We start from the raw sequence: 16,430 nt of genomic DNA, 5'->3' as shown, positions 1-16,430 counted from the left end.
TGCTGCTATTTTTTTGCTAGCATTGTCCAAGTATCTACTACGCTATCAGGATTTAAGGAAATAGATTTAATACCTTTATCCATTAGCCACTTAGCAAAGTCTGGATGGTCTGAAGGGCCTTGACCGCAAATACCAATGTACTTACCTTTGGCTAGGCAAGTCTCAATGGCTCTAGCAATTAAGAATTCAACAGCAGGATCCCGCTCATCGAAGTCAATAGCTAATAGTTCCATGCCTGAGTCTCGATCTAATCCAAGAGATAATTGAGTTAGGTCATTCGAGCCAATTGAGAATCCATCAAAGTGCTCAAGGAACTGCTCAGCCAGGATGGCGTTAGAAGGTACCTCACACATCATAATAACGCGCAATCCATTTTCACCACGCTTTAATCCTTGCTTGCTCAATAAACCAATTACTTTTTCTGCTTGAGTGACGGTTCTGACGAATGGGATCATGATTTCAACGTTTGTTAATCCCATATCGTTACGAACACGCTTCATTGCTTCGCATTCCATAGCAAAAGCTTCTGCAAAATCTTCTGAGATATAACGTGAGGCGCCACGGAAGCCAAGCATTGGATTTTCTTCATCTGGTTCATAGCGTGAGCCACCAATGAGCTTCTTATATTCATTTGACTTGAAGTCAGACATGCGAACAATGACTGGTTTAGGGTAGAACGCAGCCGCAATGGTTGCAATCCCCTCTGCCAATTTATCAACATAAAATGCTTTAGGGCTAGCGTGTCCTCTAGCGACACTTTCCACTGCTTTTTTCAGGTCAAGATCAATATTTGGGTACTCTAAAATTGCTTTTGGATGTACGCCAATATTATTGTTAATAATGAACTCTAGACGCGCTAGACCAACACCGCCATTTGGAATCTGACAGAAGTCAAAAGCAAGCTGAGGGTTGCCAACGTTCATCATAATTTTTACTGGAATTTCAGGCAAGGTACCACGGCTTATTTCGGTAACTTCAGTTTCAATAGGACCATCATAAATACGTCCTTCATCACCTTCAGCACAAGATACCGTTACAACAGCACCATCTTTTAGAACATCGGTAGCATTAGTGCAACCTACAACAGCAGGCACCCCTAGTTCACGAGCAATAATTGCAGCATGACACGTACGTCCACCTCGATTGGTTACGATTGCAGCGGCTCTTTTCATCACTGGCTCCCAATTAGGGTCAGTCATATCAGCAACTAATACATCACCTGGTTGTACGCGATCCATTTCACTCGCATCTTTTACAACTCGGACAGTACCAGTGCCAATTTTTTGACCAATCGCTCTACCCGTTGTTAGAACAGTTGAATGGCCCTTTAATTTATAGCGCATCTCAACCTTACCCTGCGCTTGGCTCTTTACTGTCTCTGGACGAGCTTGAAGAATATATATTTTTCCATCAATGCCATCTTTACCCCATTCAATGTCCATCGGGCGTTGATAGTGTTTCTCGATGATGACTGCATATCTGGCTAATTCTGCAACATCTTCATCAGTAATTGAATAGCGGTTACGTTGTTCTAGTGGAACCTCTACTGTTTTTACTCTACCCTGTTCTCCAGGAGCAGTAAATTGCATTTGAATTAATTTTGAACCTAGGCTTCTTCTGATAATTGGATATTTACCTGCTGCTAGAGTAGGTTTAAACACATAAAATTCATCAGGATTGACCGCTCCTTGAACAACTGTCTCACCAAGGCCATAACTTGATGTAATAAAGACAGCATCCTCAAAGCCAGATTCTGTATCTAAAGTAAACATGACGCCAGAAGCTGCTTTGTCTGAGCGAACCATTCTTTGAATACCTGCGGATAAAGCTACTTCTGCGTGAGCAAAACCTTTATGTACCCGGTAAGAAATAGCACGATCGTTATACAGAGAAGCAAATACTTCACGAATGCGGTGCAAAATATCTTCGATACCTACGACGTTCAAGAATGATTCTTGTTGACCAGCAAATGATGCATCAGGCAAATCCTCCGCGGTGGCTGAAGATCTAACAGCAAAAGAGCCTTTGCCATCAGCATCTAACTTGGCGAAAGCCTCTCGAATTTCTTTTTCAAGACGTTCTTGAAAGGGAGCGTCTTCAACCCATCGACGAATTTCAGCACCCGCTTCTGCAAGAGCCTTAACATCATCAACGTTGAGTTCATCTAAACGCACATTAATGCGTTCAGTTAATTTATTGTGAATTAAGAAATCACGGAAGGCTAAGGCAGTGGTGGCAAAACCTGTCGGTACACGAACTCCTGATGCATTTAATTGTGAAATCATTTCACCAAGTGAAGCATTTTTGCCGCCAACTGACTCAACATCAGTCATTCTTAGCTCTTCAAAAGGTAAAACGTATGCGTTAGCATGGTTTGGATTGGACATAACAACTCTCAAAGTAATAGAAAATCTGTACTGCAGCCCAAATTAGGGTCTAATTCACCTATCGGGCATACTTAATGTGTCTATTGTATCCTTAAATAAACTTACAGAAATGCATCTGAACAATCACTTATGAGCGCTAAACCCCGTACAGTATTCATCGTTTCGGATGGCACCGGAATTACTGCAGAAACCTTTAGTCAGTCTATATTGGCCCAATTCGAGCTCCCTTTTAGACAAATTCGCTTACCTTTTGTGGATACAGTTGATAAAGCTCATCAAGCGGTTAGGGAAATTAATGACCATGCTAAAACTTCAGGTCAGCAACCGATTGTATTTACGACCTTAGTAGACCCTGAAGTGAATCAGATTGTGACAGCTTCAAGCGGGCTAATGATGGACATGTTTCAAACATTCATTGTTCCTCTTGAGCAAGCATTAGGAGTTAAGTCAACGCATGCTATCGGACGTTTTCACAATAATGCGTCAACAGACTCCTATAAAAATCGTATTGAAGCCATTAATTTCTCTTTGGCACATGATGATGGTCAGTCCAATCAGAACTTAGCGGATGCAGATGTCATCTTGGTGGGAGTTTCTAGAAGTGGGAAAACCCCAACAAGTCTTTACTTGGCTATGCAATACGGTCTGAAATCTGCTAACTACCCTTTGATTCCAGATGATTTTGAACGTAATCAAATGCCGGTTGATATACAGCCTTATAAAAAGAAATTATTTGGGTTAACTATTGACCCTATGCGCCTATCAGAAATTCGAAATGAACGTCGACCTGGAAGTAATTACGCCAAGATAGCCAATTGTCGTTATGAAGTCAGTGAGGCCGAGGCAATGATGCGCAAGCACAGCATTCCTTGGTTATCGACGACCAATAAATCTATTGAGGAAATTGCTACAACTATCCTTCAAGAAATTAAACCCGAACAACGCACTAATTATTAAATCAGTTAATAGCGACGTACCCGCAGCATTTCAAACAGGCATACGGCTGTAGCTGCGGCAACATTAAGTGATTCAATGCAAAAATCCTGAGGAATCAAAACTCCTTTTGCAATTGCCAATATTTCTGGGCTAACCCCTGCACCTTCATTACCAAAAACCCATGCTTTAGGAGTTTTTAACTCTTGGCCTAGATCATACAAGTTGGTTTCTGAGTTTAGGCTAGTTGCCAGTAAAGGAATCTTGATCTTTTCCCTAATATTATTAAGAGTCCAACCTTCATAAATTTTTAAATGTCTATGAGCGCCCATTCCAGATCTTAAAACCTTAGGAGACCAAGCTTGAGCAGTCCCCTTCATGCAAACAATATTCTTAACTCCGGCTGCTAAAGAACTTCTCATCATGGAGCCAACATTACCAGCATCTTGAACAGCATCTAGTATCAACACATCATCTTTGAAGCTCATAGGAAATTCATGCTTTGAAATCCGAATAGAAGCCATGATTGGGGGGGCATTTCCAAGATCAGTAATTTTTTTCCACAATGCAGCATCTAGAATATATAAATCTGTTTGTGGGAAAACTGCTAACTGGGTATCAATCACAGCCGCGATTTCAGATTGAGACATTCCTTCTTCTGTAGTAAAAATTTCCAGCAAATCTTCGCTCCCTAGCCAAGCTTGAGCTAGGTGAACTCCTTCAATAACAGTTAAATTTGTCTCACCTCTAATCTTGCTAGCTTTGCTTCCTGAGTCTAATAAAAATTTGATGCGTTTAATTAATGGATTATCCAAAGAGCTGATTAGCTTAGCTTGTTTCATAATAATTTCACCTCTAAAGCAGCCTTTACTGGAGCAAAACTTCTTCTGTGTTCAGGGCAAGGACCAAATTGGTTCAAAGCTAAAAAATGGGCTTGTGTCGGATAGCCCATATGTTGATCAAATCCATACATGGGGTATCTTAAATGTAATTGATGCATATCTCTATCGCGTTTAACCTTGGCCAATATAGATGCTGCTGAAATGGATTGAACTTTACTATCACCCTTAATAATTGCTTCCATTTCAATATTAAGTTGTGGACAACGATTACCATCAATTAAGGCTTTATCTGGCATTGTTCCTAGCATCTTTTCCAAACCCTCAACAGCCCTTTTCATGGCTAACATAGTAGCTTGCAAGATATTAATGGAATCAATTTCTACAGCGCTGGCTTCAGCAATCGACCAGGCAAGAGCATCCCTGATAATTAGCTCATACAGATCTTCACGAGCTTTAGCGGTTAATTTTTTAGAATCTTTTAAACCGGAAATTGGCTTAGCTGGATTCAATACAACTGCCGCAGCAACAACAGAGCCAGCTAATGGCCCTCTACCTGCCTCATCAACACCACAAACAACTTCATCGTTAAGCATGAATAACATCCGCAATAACCTCTGCCACCAATTTACCAGTTGGGAGATTGAGCGTATGGTGCATTTCTGTAAAACGGTTCTTTAGTGACCTAACTTTTTCAGATTCATCTAACCAATTTAATGTGGCATGAGCCAAAGCTTCTGGAGTTGCATCATCCTGCAAGAGTTCAGGAACAACAAATTCTCTTGCCAGGATATTGGGCAATCCTACATAAGGTAAATAGCCTTGTTTTTTCATAATCCATGCCGTTAACCTAGGGACTACATAAGAAATAACCATTGGCTTTTTCCATAATGCAGCTTCTAAAGTAGCAGTGCCACTGGCAATTAATACAACATCACAAGCTTCTAAAGCTAGACTTGCCTGTCCATTGATTAGGTGGATCTGAATTGAGCTTAGACGCTGGCGTACTTGATCAGCCATTAACTCAATTTTAGATTTAAGTGCAGGAGTAGCAATTGGGATAATAAATTCAACATCTGAGCCATATGATTTATACATTAGTTCAATGGCATCAAAAAATCGTGGACCAATTAAATCAATTTCTGATTGACGGCTACCTGGTAGAACTGCAACAAGAGCTTTCTCACTCCCTATGCTTAATTTATTTCTTGCGGTTGCTATATCAGGTACTAATGGAATAGTTGATGCTAATGGATGACCAACATAGGTAGCCTCCATCCCCACTTCCTGATAGATGGCAGCTTCAAAGGGGAAAATACACAGCATCCTATCAACAGATTGTTTAATTTTGTGTATGCGTTCACCGCGCCACGCCCAAATAGATGGGCTGATAAAGTGAATTGTTGGGATTCCCTCTGACTTCAGCTTTCTTTCCACACCTAAGTTAAAGTCAGGAGCATCGATTCCTAGATAAGCTGAAGGTCGATTTTGAAGCAATTCATGGAGAAGTGCTTTGCGTAATTTTAGAATAGCCGGGAGCTGTTTAATGGCCTCAACATAACCTCTAACCGCTAATGTTTCCATTGGCCATAAGGCATCAAAACCTTCAGCAATCATTTTTGGACCACCTACTCCCCTAGTGGTCACTCTTGATGTGCTGGAGATTTGTTTCATGCCAGCTAAAACTGATGCTGCCAGCATATCCCCAGAGGGTTCACCTGCAACACAAGCTAAATATGAATGATCGATCTGATTAGCGGGCGATGCCGCGCTGTGAAGCGGCGATAAAGTCATGGAATAGTTTTATTTTCTCGGCAGAGTCAGATTCGGATTGTTTTTCAGTGGCTAAATCTAGTAAAGATTTTTTAGCATCTTCAAAACTCAAACCTTGTTTATATAAAATTTTATAAGCTTGTCTTAGAGCGGCAATCGATTCCGACGTAAAACCTCGACGTTTTAGACCTTCAGCATTTAACCCATGAGGTTCTGCGATGGCTCCAGAGGCAATTACATAAGGGGGTAGATCTTGAACTAATTTTGAAGCTCCACCAATCATTGAATGCTCGCCAATACGAACAAATTGATGAACACCGCTCATACCGCCAAGAATTGCCCAATCTCCCACGTGTACATGGCCAGCAATTTGTGCATTATTAGAAAAAATAGTGTTATTTCCCACAACACAATCATGGGCAATATGTACATAGGCCATAATCCAATTGTCATTACCAATTTTTGTAAAACCAGCATCCTGAATAGTGCCGGTATGCAAAGTTGTAAATTCACGAATCACATTACGATCGCCAATGATTAATTGAGTTGGCTCATCTCGATATTTCATATCTTGAGGAGCTCCACCAACCGAAGCAAAATGACCAATCTTATTATCGATACCAATAGTTGTATGACCCTCTAGCACCGAATGGGCCCCAACCTTTGTTCCAGCCCCAATCTTCACATGGGGGCCAATGACAGCGTAAGGGCCAACCTCAACACCTTCCGCTATTTCCGCGTTAGGGTCAATAACAGCAGTCTTGTGAATCAAAGCCATCTTAGGCTTCCTTTTTACGAATCGTGCACATTAAATCTGCTTCTGTTACTACTGCATCATTAACGGTTGCAAATGTTTTAAATTTCCAAATACCACCTTTGAACCTCTCAACTGAAGCATTCAAAATTAATTGATCGCCTGGGGTAACTGGCTTTTTAAATCTGGCATTATCAATGCCCACAAAGAAATAAACAGAATCGTCTACTGCATCTTTACCAAAGGTTAATAAAGCAGCTGTTTGAGCTAATGCTTCAAGAATTAAAACTCCAGGCATCACTGGGAATTCCGGAAAATGCCCCATAAATTGAGGTTCATTCATGGTGATATTTTTTAAAGCCTTAACCCTTTGCCCTGCCTCTAACTCAAGAACACGGTCAACTAAAAGAAATGGATAACGATGCGGTAGCATCTTTAAGATTTGGTTGATATCAAAGTTGACTAATTCACTCATTTTTTGATCCTTATTTTTTTTGTTCTATTAATGCTTTTATTTGGTTTTCTAAATCTCTAATTCGATGTCTCATTTTATCTAGACCACGCAAAATAGCAGCATTCTTTTCCCAATCAGCATGAGGTAGCATAGGATAGACGCTTGTAAATTGCTGACCTGGCTTGTCAATTGACTTGATAACATTAGTGCCACCCGAAATAGTTGTTCTGTCTGCAATCGTTAGATGCCCTGCAAAATTAGCCGATCCGCCGATAATGCACATTTTTCCAATAGTAGTGCTTCCAGCAATAGCTGCACAACCTGCAATGACAGTAAGCGCTCCAACATGGACATTATGAGCAATCTGCACCAAATTATCGATTTTGCAGCCATTTTCTATGATCGTATTAGCCATTGCTCCCCTATCAATAGAAGTATTTGAGCCAATTTCTACATCACACCCAATTTCAACAGAGCCTACCTGGGGCACTTTTACCCACTCCCCGACGGCTAAGTCAGGCGCAAAACCAAACCCATCAGATCCAATAACTGCACCGCTATGAATAATGGAGCGATGACCAATACTGCAATCGTTATAAATGCTCACATTGGGATAAAGATGAACATCATCACCAATTGATACGTTATTGCCTATGGAAATATTCGCATCTAATATCGCTCTATCTCCTACTGTTGATCCGGTTGCAATGTGACAAAAAGGACCAATATGGGCAGAAGAAGAAATTCTTACACCCTCCTCAATAACTGCCAAAGGATGTATGCCAGGTTGAAGTGCTGGCTTTGATTGCCTAGCAAACTCTTGAGCAATCCGTGCAAAAACAGCGTATGGGTTTTTGTGGATTAAGTAAGATCGGCTGACTTTAGAGTCTGAATGAGTTACAAGATACTCATAATCAGCTTCTGAAACAATGATGCCTGCTGCTGAGCTAGATATAGCATCAACTCTATAAAGGGGATTGGCCAAAAAAGCCAATTGACTTTGATTGGCTTCGGCTAATGTGGCCAGGCCAGAAATATGTAGCTGACCGTCACCAGCCAAGCGAGCCGAATAACGTTCGGCTAACTCAGCAATAGTTGGCATAGGAATCTCTAATACTGACGATTAACGTAAGTTATTTAAAGCTTTGATGACATCGTCAGTTACATCAATCTTAGGATTAACATAAGCCGCCTCTTGAACAATCAAATCCAATTTACGTTGTTCCGCCACAAGTTTTAGAGCTTGATTAGCTTTTTGAGCAATTTTTGAACGCTCTTCGAAACTACGTTGATTAACATCATCTGTAAACTCTCGTTGTTTACGTTGCAACTCACGATCAGAATCAGCTAAATCACGTTGCTTACGAACGCGGTCAGTATCTGACATAACAGCAGCATCTTTATCTAGCTTTTCCGCTGCTGTTTTAATTTTTTGAGCCTCATCACGTAATTCTTTTTCACGCTTAGCAAATTCACTTTGTAATTTTGCTTGACTAGCTTTAGCTAAAGCAGACTCTTTGAAAATACGCTCAGTGCTAACAACGCCAATACGACTACCTGAGTCTTTTGGTGCATCATCTGCAGCAACTGCTACTGAAATTAAAGATGTAGCCATTGCACTAACAGCTAGTAATCGGATAGTTGTATTCAAACGAATCATGTTATTTCCTTAAATAATTAAAACGCGGTACCAATTTGGAACTGGAATCTTTGCAAACGATCTTCAGGCTTTTTACTTAAAGGGATACCGTAACTAAATTTTAACGGACCCAATGGAGATATCCAAGAAAGACCAAAACCATAAGAAGTTCTTAAATCTGAGAATGTTGGTGTTTTTTCATACACATTACCAGCATCAAAGAATCCAAATAATCTCAATGTTTTATCTACACCTGAGCCTGGAATGGGGAAAGTGTATTCCACGTTACCAATCAATTTTGAGGCGCCACCTAATGGCGTTGTTACACCGTAATAATTAGGTACAGATCTTGGCCCTAGCGTGCCTGGCTCATAACCACGAACAGAGCCAATACCACCTACATAGTAGTTTTTAGTAACAGGGAACTCTTTGCCGTTATAGGTTGCCCCATAGCCAATTTCACCATTAAATGACAAAACATTACCTTTAAATAAGGGTAAAAAGTATTGATGTTGATAATAGGCGCGGTAGTACTCTAGATCACCAATAGCGGTACCAACTTCTAGATTTGCTTGCTGGTAAGTACCGCGTGATGGTACTAAAGCACTGTCGCGAGCATCTCTAGCCCAACCAACTGTTAACGGAATATTTAATGTGCTTGTGCCGTATTGTCCAATATAACTTTGATAAGCAATAGGGGTATTAATGCTTGTCGTCATACTTAATGTTTCGATGCCAATACCAAAAAATACTCGATCAACTTCTGAATATGGAACACCTAACTTAAAGCTACCACCTGTTGATTTAATTTGATATTCAGTATCGCCAGCGTAATACAAGGGTTTGCTAGATCTTGTATAAACCTCCGTAAAGCGACTAATTCCATCCTCGGTAAAGTATGGATCGTAATTAGATAAAGCTAATGTACGATTAGTTTTACCTGTATTAACGTTTAAACCAAGACTAGTACCTGAGCCAAAAATATTATCTTGCGTAATACCCGCAGATAGAATCAACTTATCTGTAGAAGAGAATCCTGCGCCTAAACTTAATGAGCCTGTAGGCTTTTCAGTCACCTTTAAATTAACATCAACTTGATCCGTTGTATTGGGAACATCTTCATTACCGATATCAACATCAGTGAAGTACCCAGTTCTATTGACTCTATCTTTAGAAAGCTTTAATTTTTCACTGTCATACCAGGAACTTTCCAATTGGCGAATTTCGCGTCTAATTACATCATCGCGAGTTTTTGTATTGCCTAAAACGTTAATCTTACGAACATATGTACGTTTACCTGGCTCAATAGTTAAAGTAAGGTCAACCAATTGAGTATCTTTTTTCAAATCAGTGCTAGGTGTCGTTGACGCAAATGCGTAACCATAAGCGCCCAACTTGTCAGCTATCGCAGCTGTTGATGCGGCTAACTTGGTTGAAGAATAAATCTCTCCAGGTTTTACTTGAATAAGTTTGTTTAGCTCTTCTTCTTTACCCAATAACTCACCAGCCAGTTTGACGCTAGAAACCTTATATTGCTTACCTTCTTTAATATTGATATTGAGGTACATGCCGGTCTTATCTGGAGATATTGATACTTGCGTTGATTCAATGGTGAACTCTAGATAACCTTGACTGAGGTAAAAGGATCTAATTGACTCTAAGTCAGCAACCAGTTTTTGTTTAGAGTAAAGGTTGTTTTTTGTGTACCAAGATAACCAATTACCTTGTGATAATTGCATCTCATCAAGCAGCGTTGATTCTTTGAATGTTTCAGCGCCATTGATATTAATTAATTTAATTTTTGAAACATCGCCCTCTTCCACATTGAAAAGAATAGCCACTCTATTTCTATCAACTGGGGTAATGGTAGTCTTAATTTCTGCCCCATAAAAACCACGAGAAACATACTGGCGTTTTAGCTCTTGCTCAGCTTTATCAATGATGGATTTATCGTAATAACGACCATCAGCAACGCCCGCTGCTTTGAGTGATTTCTTAAGACCGTCTTTATCGAACTCTTTAAGTCCAGTAAATTCAATTTGAGAAATAGCTGGGCGCTCTTCAACGTTAATAATCAGAACATTATTTTCTGACTCAACTTTCACATGCTTAAAAAAGCCAGTGTTATATAGCGCTCGAATGGCATCAGAGCCCTTGTCGTCTGTAAAAGTTTCGCCAACACGAACTGGTAAGTAAGTAAATACAGTACCTGGCTCCACTCTTTGAAGACCTTCGACGCGAATATCTTTCACTACAAATGGTTCAGCTGCACAAATTGGAGCTGATAACAAACTAATAGCAATAGCAGCTAATGGCGTACGTATAAATTTTTTACTTGATTTCAACGTAAAAACAATCTCGAAATATCATTAAACAACGCTAGCATGGTCAATAACATCAAACCAGCAACACCTACTTTTTGAAACAACTCCTGCCAACTGGGGGATATTTTTTTACCAGTTATTAACTCCCATGCATCATACAGTAGCTGACCGCCATCTAACATAGGCAAAGGTACTAGATTTAAGATCCCTAAACTGATGCTAATGAGGGCTAAAAACCCTAAATAAGACTGCCAGCCGACTTGGGCAGTCTTTCCAGCCATATCAGCAATGCTTAAAGGCCCCCCAATCTGCTTAATAGAAGACTCCCCAGTAAACATACCCAACAGCATCCTAACGGATACTTTACTAATATCCCAAACCCTTTCAATAGCTAGGGGAATAGCCTCTAAGGGGTTAATTTCGAGGTTAAACCAAGCAATGGGCTCATTGATATCAGGTTTGATGCCTAAATGGCTAATCGGATCTTGATTTGGAACTGGATTAGGTATATTTTTTTCTTTAAATACAATAACTTGAGTGTCACCATTGGCAGTTCTAACTTCCAAGCTAAAGCCTTTTTTAGCCGTCAGAGAGTCCATAAGTTTCCATCTCAACTGATTCCAGCTCACAATGGGCCTAAATAGATCTGCCGAATCACTTTTCCAGCCAGTTACGGTATCACCAGCATAAATACCTGCTGCAAACGCCACAGAATCTACTGGTGGTTCCGATAATTTAGATGGCAACTGTTTTACACCGGAAAGAAACAATATCGCCAAGAGAATAATGGCCAATAAGAAATTAGCTAAAGGGCCAGCTGCCACAATGAAAGATCGTTGCCATAATTTTTTAGACTTGAATGTGGTCTCATCCATTTTGACGTAACCACCAAGAGGAATTCTAGAGATAGTCCATTCAGTAGAGTCAGGCGATGATTGATATGACCACAATGGTTTACCAAATCCGACAGAGAATTTTAGGACTCTTACTCCACAAATTTTGGCGGCTAAATAGTGACCAAACTCATGGAAACTTACCAATGAAGCAATGGCAAAGAAAAACCCCAATAAACTCCATAATGCATTCATGCCTAAAACCCTTCAATGACCTGTTGAGCCAAATTTCTTGCCTGGGTATCTGCGAATAGAACAGTTTCAAGGCTATCAGCTTTTATCACCTCAACTTGATTTAATACGCGCTCTACAATTTCAGAAATTTTTGTAAATTGATGGGTTCCGTTTAAAAATCCTTGAACAGCCACCTCATTAGCTGCATTTAATGTGCAAGGCATAATACCCCCAGCATCTAGAGCTTGGTAAGCTAACTTTACGCAAGGGAACTGTTCGAAACTCGCTGCCTCAAAACTTAAATCCTTCATGGCTAAGAAATCTAACTCTTGAACACCTGCTTCAATTCTATTAGGCCAAGCCAAGCCATAAGCAATAGGTGTTCTCATATCAGGCTGCCCTAGTTGGGCAATAACAGAACCATCAATGTAACGCACCATGGAATGAATGACGCTTTGAGGATGAATTACGACTTTGATGTTTGCAGGGCTAACACCGAACAAATAGTGAGCTTCAATAACTTCCAACCCCTTATTCATCATAGTCGCTGAATCCACAGAAATTTTTCTACCCATGACCCAATTAGGATGAGCACATGCTTGATCAGGGGTCACCATGGCTAGCTCTGCAAGTGATTTATTTCTAAATGGGCCGCCTGAAGCCGTCAACAGAATTTCCTTGACGCCATGTTGCTCATAAATACCCCTTGCGCCACCATTTGAAATATTTGCATCAGGCAATGATTGGTAAATAGCATTGTGTTCGCTATCAATAGGTAATAATTCTGCTTGCCCTTGTTTAATGGCTTGCATAAACAAGTCGCCAGACATCACTAAAGCTTCTTTGTTTGCTAATAAAATTCTTTTCCCAGCTCTAGCGGCTTCAATGGTGGGCATTAATCCTGCGGCTCCTACAATCGCAGCCATAACGGTATCAACATCTTCTGAGGTTGATGCCGCTATAAGTGCCTGAGGCCCGAACAATACTGCCACTTTTAAGTTAGCTAAAGCCAACTCTTCTTCTAGCTGCCTTGCAGCTAGTTCAGAACCAACTACCGCCAATTTAGGCTTAAATTCAGCGCATTGTTTTGCTAATAACTGAACATTTGAATTAGCAGTTAATGCTTTGATAGAGAAAAGGTTTGGATGCCTACGAACAACATCTAAGGTATTGACACCTATTGAACCCGTGGAGCCTAAAACGCAAATATTTCTCATAGAAGATTTAAGCAAACAGGGTAGCAATTAAAGCTGTAACTGGGAGAACTGGTAATAAAGCATCAATTCGATCTAAGATACCGCCGTGGCCTGGTAATAGCGCACTACTATCTTTTACCCCAGCGATTCGTTTCATTTGTGATTCAAATAAGTCACCTTCAATACTCATTACGACGCACAAACTAGTAATCCCAAACAATCCTAACCAACCATAGTTGGTTAGTAATAAAGAAAAGAAATTAGAGCTTGTTAGAGACATCTCATCTAAAACTGTCACTGAGACAAAAGCAATGCTCATGACTAATACCCAACCACCTACAGCCCCTTCAATAGATTTTCCTGGGCTTAATTGAATAGCTAGCTTATGTTTGCCGAATGCTTTGCCTGCGAAATAAGCCCCAATATCTGCCGCCCATACTAACACCAATACAGATAGGAGCAAACTTAATCCCCCACCTCTTAGATGCATCAAAGCAAACCAGCAGGCTGGGAAAATAAACAGGCCTGAAATAGCCAATGGCCAACGCCATTGAGTCATATCTAAATTTAAAGATTGCCTCATTAGATAAGGCACCAAAAAAATCCAGAAAATCGCTGTTAGCAATAGCAACAGTCTAATTAAATCGATACTCGCATACATAAACCAAATAGATAAGCTTAATAAACATAAACCAGCATATGAAAACGCCCTTTTATGATTGGCTGGAAAAAGCATTCGCCACCACTCCCATGCTGCAAGTGTTACAACAACTGCAATTAATATCCCTAGCCAGATCAATGGCGCAAACCATAAGGCAGGGAGCAAAACCGCAAGTAATGCAAGCGCTGTGATAACTCGAGTTTTTAGCATGTGAACCTTTGGTTTTTATGACTTAGCATCTTGGTTAACTAATTGAGCACTTGTTCTTCCAAAGCGCCTCTCACGGTCGCGATACCAAGAAAAAGAAGCTTGTAATTCTTTTTTGTTGAAGTCAGGCCATAGTACATTTGTAAAATACAACTCTGTATAAGCAAGTTGCCAAAGCAAAAAGTTGCTGATACGTTGCTCACCGCCCGTTCTAATAAATAAATCAGGCTCAGGGGCATAAGACATTGAGAAAAATGGTTGCAGCAATTCTTCTGTCATCAACTCAGGTGTCAAGTTAGGGTAATGGCTCATGCACTCTTTAACCGCCTGCAAGACATCCCAACGCCCACCATAGTTAGCTGCAATCGTTAGATTTAATCCAGTATTGTTCTCTGTTTTCTTTTCTGCAATAGCTACACGCTCTTGAATAAGAGGATCAAATCTACTTAAATCACCAATTAAGCGCAACCTCACATTATTTCGGTGAAGTCTATTAATTTCTTTTTCTAAGGCAGTTAGAAATAATTTCATTAAGAAACCAACTTCTTCAGCTGGTCTCCGCCAATTTTCGGAGCTGAAGGCAAATAAAGTTAAGTATTCGACCCCAGTGTCACCACACTCTTTAACAATTTCCCTAACGGTACTTAACCCTTGAGAATGTCCTGCTACTCGAGGTAATAAGCGCTTGGTAGCCCAACGGCCATTGCCATCCATAATAATGGCAACATGCTTGGGTATGCCAGCTACTGCAGGAACTTCCTGAGTGGAGCTGGCATGGGTATTTTTAGGATGTTTGACCATAGGTCAGCGTTTAAGCAATTGCTTAAACAGTCATAATTTCTTTTTCTTTTTCTGAGATGATTTTATCGATCTCAGCTACAAAGCGGTCAGTCATTTTCTGAATTTCATCTTGTGAGCGACGTTCATCATCTTCAGAAATTTCCTTGTCTTTTGCTAATTTTTTAAGACTTTCATTGGCATCACGACGTAAATTACGCACCGCAATCTTTGAGTCTTCACCCTCACCCTTAACAACTTTTGTAAGTTCTTTGCGGCGCTCCTCTGTTAAAGCTGGCATAGGTACGCGAATGATATTTCCCTGTGTTGCAGGGTTTAATCCAAGATCGGATTCACGAATAGCCTTTTCAACGGCGGCCATCATATTTTTTTCCCAAGGTTGAACTGTTAGAGTGCGAGCATCAGCAAGACCTAAATTAGCAACTTGGGCTAATGGCGTTGGATTACCGTAATAATCAACGTTAATTTGTTCAAGAATACCTGGGTGGGCGCGACCCGTTCTAATTTTTTGCAAATTAGATTTTAATGACTCAATTGATTTAGTCATTTTTTGTTCTGTAGTTTTTTTAATATCCGAAGCAGACATAATATTTCCTCTTATACGTGTACCAATGTGCCTTCGTTTTCACCCATCACCACTCGCTTTAATGCACCTGGTTTTAAGATTGAAAAAACTTTAATAGGCAACTTTCTATCGCGACATAAAGCAAAAGCTGTCGCATCCATCACTTGCAAATTTTTGATGATTGCCTCATCAAAACTAATCGTGTCATATCTAGTGGCAGTTGGGTCTTTCTTCGGGTCGCTTGTATAAATGCCATCCACTTTAGTTGCTTTTAAAACAACCTCAACCCCCATTTCTGCGCCGCGCAATGCGGCAGCAGTATCCGTCGTAAAGAATGGGTTACCTGTGCCAGCAGCAAATACAACAACCTTACCTTCTTCCATATGACGAATCGCTCTAGGGCGAATATATGGCTCAACAACTTGATCCATACGCAAAGCAGACTGAACTCGAGCTTCAACACCTTTTTGTCTTAATGCGTCCTGTAGTGCTAAAGAATTCATCATCGTTGCCAACATACCCATGTAATCTGCTGTAGCACGATCCATACCAGCAGCGCCGCCAGCTACACCCCTGAAAATATTACCGCCGCCAATCACAATAGCTAACTGCACACCACTTTGAACAACTTCAGCAATATCTGTCACCATAGCATCAATGGTTGTTGGATTAATTCCATAAGAATCATCCCCCATTAAGGCTTCACCTGATAGTTTTAATAGAACTCTTTTATACGCTGGCATGGTTAGTCTCTCTATAGTGGGCAATTATCAAGTTCAAAAAGTATAAAAGGCACGAAGGTATTCACCCCGTGCCCTTGTGGAACTACATGT

Annotated in this window: 16 protein-coding genes; 1 reads left to right on the top strand and 15 read right to left on the bottom strand. The window is 40.4% G+C overall.

Annotated elements, in window-relative coordinates:
* Positions 1-5 precede the first annotated feature (5 nt).
* Positions 6-2,387 carry a phosphoenolpyruvate synthase gene (gene ppsA, locus ICV01_RS04580; protein ID WP_215286335.1) on the bottom strand — a complete coding sequence of 794 codons (2,382 nt, stop codon included), beginning with the start codon at positions 2,385-2,387 and terminating at the stop codon, positions 6-8.
* Between the two features lie 129 nt (positions 2,388-2,516).
* On the opposite strand from ppsA, the gene ICV01_RS04575 reads away from it, so the two are divergent.
* A complete protein-coding gene (locus ICV01_RS04575; protein WP_215286334.1) occupies positions 2,517-3,344 on the top strand; it encodes a pyruvate, water dikinase regulatory protein in 828 nt (275 codons plus the stop codon).
* Between the two features lie 5 nt (positions 3,345-3,349).
* Here the strand turns inward: ICV01_RS04575 and ICV01_RS04570 are convergent, their stop codons facing one another.
* The 14 genes from ICV01_RS04570 to pyrH are packed head-to-tail and all read right to left on the bottom strand — an operon-like array spanning position 3,350 to position 16,340.
* Positions 3,350-4,162 carry an RNA methyltransferase gene (locus ICV01_RS04570; RefSeq protein WP_215286333.1) on the bottom strand — a complete coding sequence of 271 codons (813 nt, stop codon included), beginning with the start codon at positions 4,160-4,162 and terminating at the stop codon, positions 3,350-3,352.
* Positions 4,159-4,764, bottom strand: a complete 606-nt coding sequence (gene rnhB / locus ICV01_RS04565; RefSeq protein WP_215286332.1) for a ribonuclease HII — start codon at positions 4,762-4,764, stop codon at positions 4,159-4,161. Before rnhB ends, ICV01_RS04570 begins: the two co-directional genes overlap by 4 nt.
* Positions 4,748-5,953, bottom strand: coding sequence for a lipid-A-disaccharide synthase (lpxB, locus tag ICV01_RS04560; RefSeq protein ID WP_215289045.1), 1,206 nt, complete (start codon positions 5,951-5,953; stop codon positions 4,748-4,750). Before lpxB ends, rnhB begins: the two co-directional genes overlap by 17 nt.
* Entirely contained in the window at positions 5,913-6,710 is a 798-nt protein-coding gene (gene lpxA, locus ICV01_RS04555; protein ID WP_215289043.1) for an acyl-ACP--UDP-N-acetylglucosamine O-acyltransferase, read from the bottom strand. Before lpxA ends, lpxB begins: the two co-directional genes overlap by 41 nt.
* Position 6,711: 1 nt before the next feature.
* Positions 6,712-7,161, bottom strand: coding sequence for a 3-hydroxyacyl-ACP dehydratase FabZ (gene fabZ, locus ICV01_RS04550; RefSeq protein ID WP_215289042.1), 450 nt, complete (start codon positions 7,159-7,161; stop codon positions 6,712-6,714).
* Between the two features lie 10 nt (positions 7,162-7,171).
* Positions 7,172-8,242 (bottom strand): UDP-3-O-(3-hydroxymyristoyl)glucosamine N-acyltransferase, encoded by a 1,071-nt coding sequence (lpxD, locus tag ICV01_RS04545; RefSeq protein WP_215289041.1) that lies wholly within the window; start codon positions 8,240-8,242, stop codon positions 7,172-7,174.
* A gap of 21 nt (positions 8,243-8,263) precedes the next feature.
* Entirely contained in the window at positions 8,264-8,800 is a 537-nt protein-coding gene (locus ICV01_RS04540; RefSeq protein ID WP_215289040.1) for an OmpH family outer membrane protein, read from the bottom strand.
* Between the two features lie 17 nt (positions 8,801-8,817).
* Positions 8,818-11,124 carry an outer membrane protein assembly factor BamA gene (gene bamA, locus ICV01_RS04535; RefSeq protein ID WP_215289039.1) on the bottom strand — a complete coding sequence of 769 codons (2,307 nt, stop codon included), beginning with the start codon at positions 11,122-11,124 and terminating at the stop codon, positions 8,818-8,820.
* Entirely contained in the window at positions 11,121-12,191 is a 1,071-nt protein-coding gene (locus tag ICV01_RS04530; protein ID WP_215289038.1) for an RIP metalloprotease, read from the bottom strand. Before ICV01_RS04530 ends, bamA begins: the two co-directional genes overlap by 4 nt.
* 2 nt (positions 12,192-12,193) lie before the next feature.
* On the bottom strand, positions 12,194-13,387 hold the full coding sequence (gene ispC, locus ICV01_RS04525) for a 1-deoxy-D-xylulose-5-phosphate reductoisomerase (protein WP_215289036.1): 1,194 nt from the start codon (positions 13,385-13,387) through the stop codon (positions 12,194-12,196).
* Positions 13,388-13,394: 7 nt separating this feature from the next.
* Entirely contained in the window at positions 13,395-14,237 is an 843-nt protein-coding gene (locus tag ICV01_RS04520; RefSeq protein ID WP_215289034.1) for a phosphatidate cytidylyltransferase, read from the bottom strand.
* Between the two features lie 15 nt (positions 14,238-14,252).
* Positions 14,253-15,035 carry an isoprenyl transferase gene (locus ICV01_RS04515; RefSeq protein WP_215289032.1) on the bottom strand — a complete coding sequence of 261 codons (783 nt, stop codon included), beginning with the start codon at positions 15,033-15,035 and terminating at the stop codon, positions 14,253-14,255.
* 22 nt (positions 15,036-15,057) lie between these two features.
* Entirely contained in the window at positions 15,058-15,618 is a 561-nt protein-coding gene (gene frr, locus ICV01_RS04510) for a ribosome recycling factor (protein WP_215289030.1), read from the bottom strand.
* Positions 15,619-15,629: 11 nt separating this feature from the next.
* On the bottom strand, positions 15,630-16,340 hold the full coding sequence (pyrH, locus tag ICV01_RS04505; protein ID WP_215289029.1) for a UMP kinase: 711 nt from the start codon (positions 16,338-16,340) through the stop codon (positions 15,630-15,632).
* Positions 16,341-16,430: the final 90 nt, after the last annotated feature.

It is taken from the genome of Polynucleobacter sp. MWH-Spelu-300-X4 (assembly GCF_018687515.1).
In the GTDB taxonomy this organism is placed as follows: Bacteria; Pseudomonadota; Gammaproteobacteria; order Burkholderiales; family Burkholderiaceae; genus Polynucleobacter.
This window is presented reverse-complemented; position numbering and strand designations above follow the sequence as displayed.

Excerpts from the sequence above, each read along its gene's own strand:
- ppsA (WP_215286335.1), bottom strand. The coding sequence starts at position 2,387 with ATGTCCAATCCAAACCATGCTAACGCATACGTTTTACCTTTTGAAGAG.
- ICV01_RS04575 (WP_215286334.1), top strand. The coding sequence starts at position 2,517 with ATGAGCGCTAAACCCCGTACAGTATTCATCGTTTCGGATGGCACCGGA.
- ICV01_RS04570 (WP_215286333.1), bottom strand. The coding sequence starts at position 4,162 with ATGAAACAAGCTAAGCTAATCAGCTCTTTGGATAATCCATTAATTAAA.
- rnhB (WP_215286332.1), bottom strand. The coding sequence starts at position 4,764 with ATGTTATTCATGCTTAACGATGAAGTTGTTTGTGGTGTTGATGAGGCA.
- lpxB (WP_215289045.1), bottom strand. The coding sequence starts at position 5,953 with ATGACTTTATCGCCGCTTCACAGCGCGGCATCGCCCGCTAATCAGATC.
- lpxA (WP_215289043.1), bottom strand. The coding sequence starts at position 6,710 with ATGGCTTTGATTCACAAGACTGCTGTTATTGACCCTAACGCGGAAATA.
- fabZ (WP_215289042.1), bottom strand. The coding sequence starts at position 7,161 with ATGAGTGAATTAGTCAACTTTGATATCAACCAAATCTTAAAGATGCTA.
- lpxD (WP_215289041.1), bottom strand. The coding sequence starts at position 8,242 with ATGCCAACTATTGCTGAGTTAGCCGAACGTTATTCGGCTCGCTTGGCT.
- ICV01_RS04540 (WP_215289040.1), bottom strand. The coding sequence starts at position 8,800 with ATGATTCGTTTGAATACAACTATCCGATTACTAGCTGTTAGTGCAATG.
- ICV01_RS04530 (WP_215289038.1), bottom strand. The coding sequence starts at position 12,191 with ATGAATGCATTATGGAGTTTATTGGGGTTTTTCTTTGCCATTGCTTCA.
- ispC (WP_215289036.1), bottom strand. The coding sequence starts at position 13,387 with ATGAGAAATATTTGCGTTTTAGGCTCCACGGGTTCAATAGGTGTCAAT.
- ICV01_RS04520 (WP_215289034.1), bottom strand. The coding sequence starts at position 14,237 with ATGCTAAAAACTCGAGTTATCACAGCGCTTGCATTACTTGCGGTTTTG.
- ICV01_RS04515 (WP_215289032.1), bottom strand. The coding sequence starts at position 15,035 with ATGGTCAAACATCCTAAAAATACCCATGCCAGCTCCACTCAGGAAGTT.
- frr (WP_215289030.1), bottom strand. The coding sequence starts at position 15,618 with ATGTCTGCTTCGGATATTAAAAAAACTACAGAACAAAAAATGACTAAA.
- pyrH (WP_215289029.1), bottom strand. The coding sequence starts at position 16,340 with ATGCCAGCGTATAAAAGAGTTCTATTAAAACTATCAGGTGAAGCCTTA.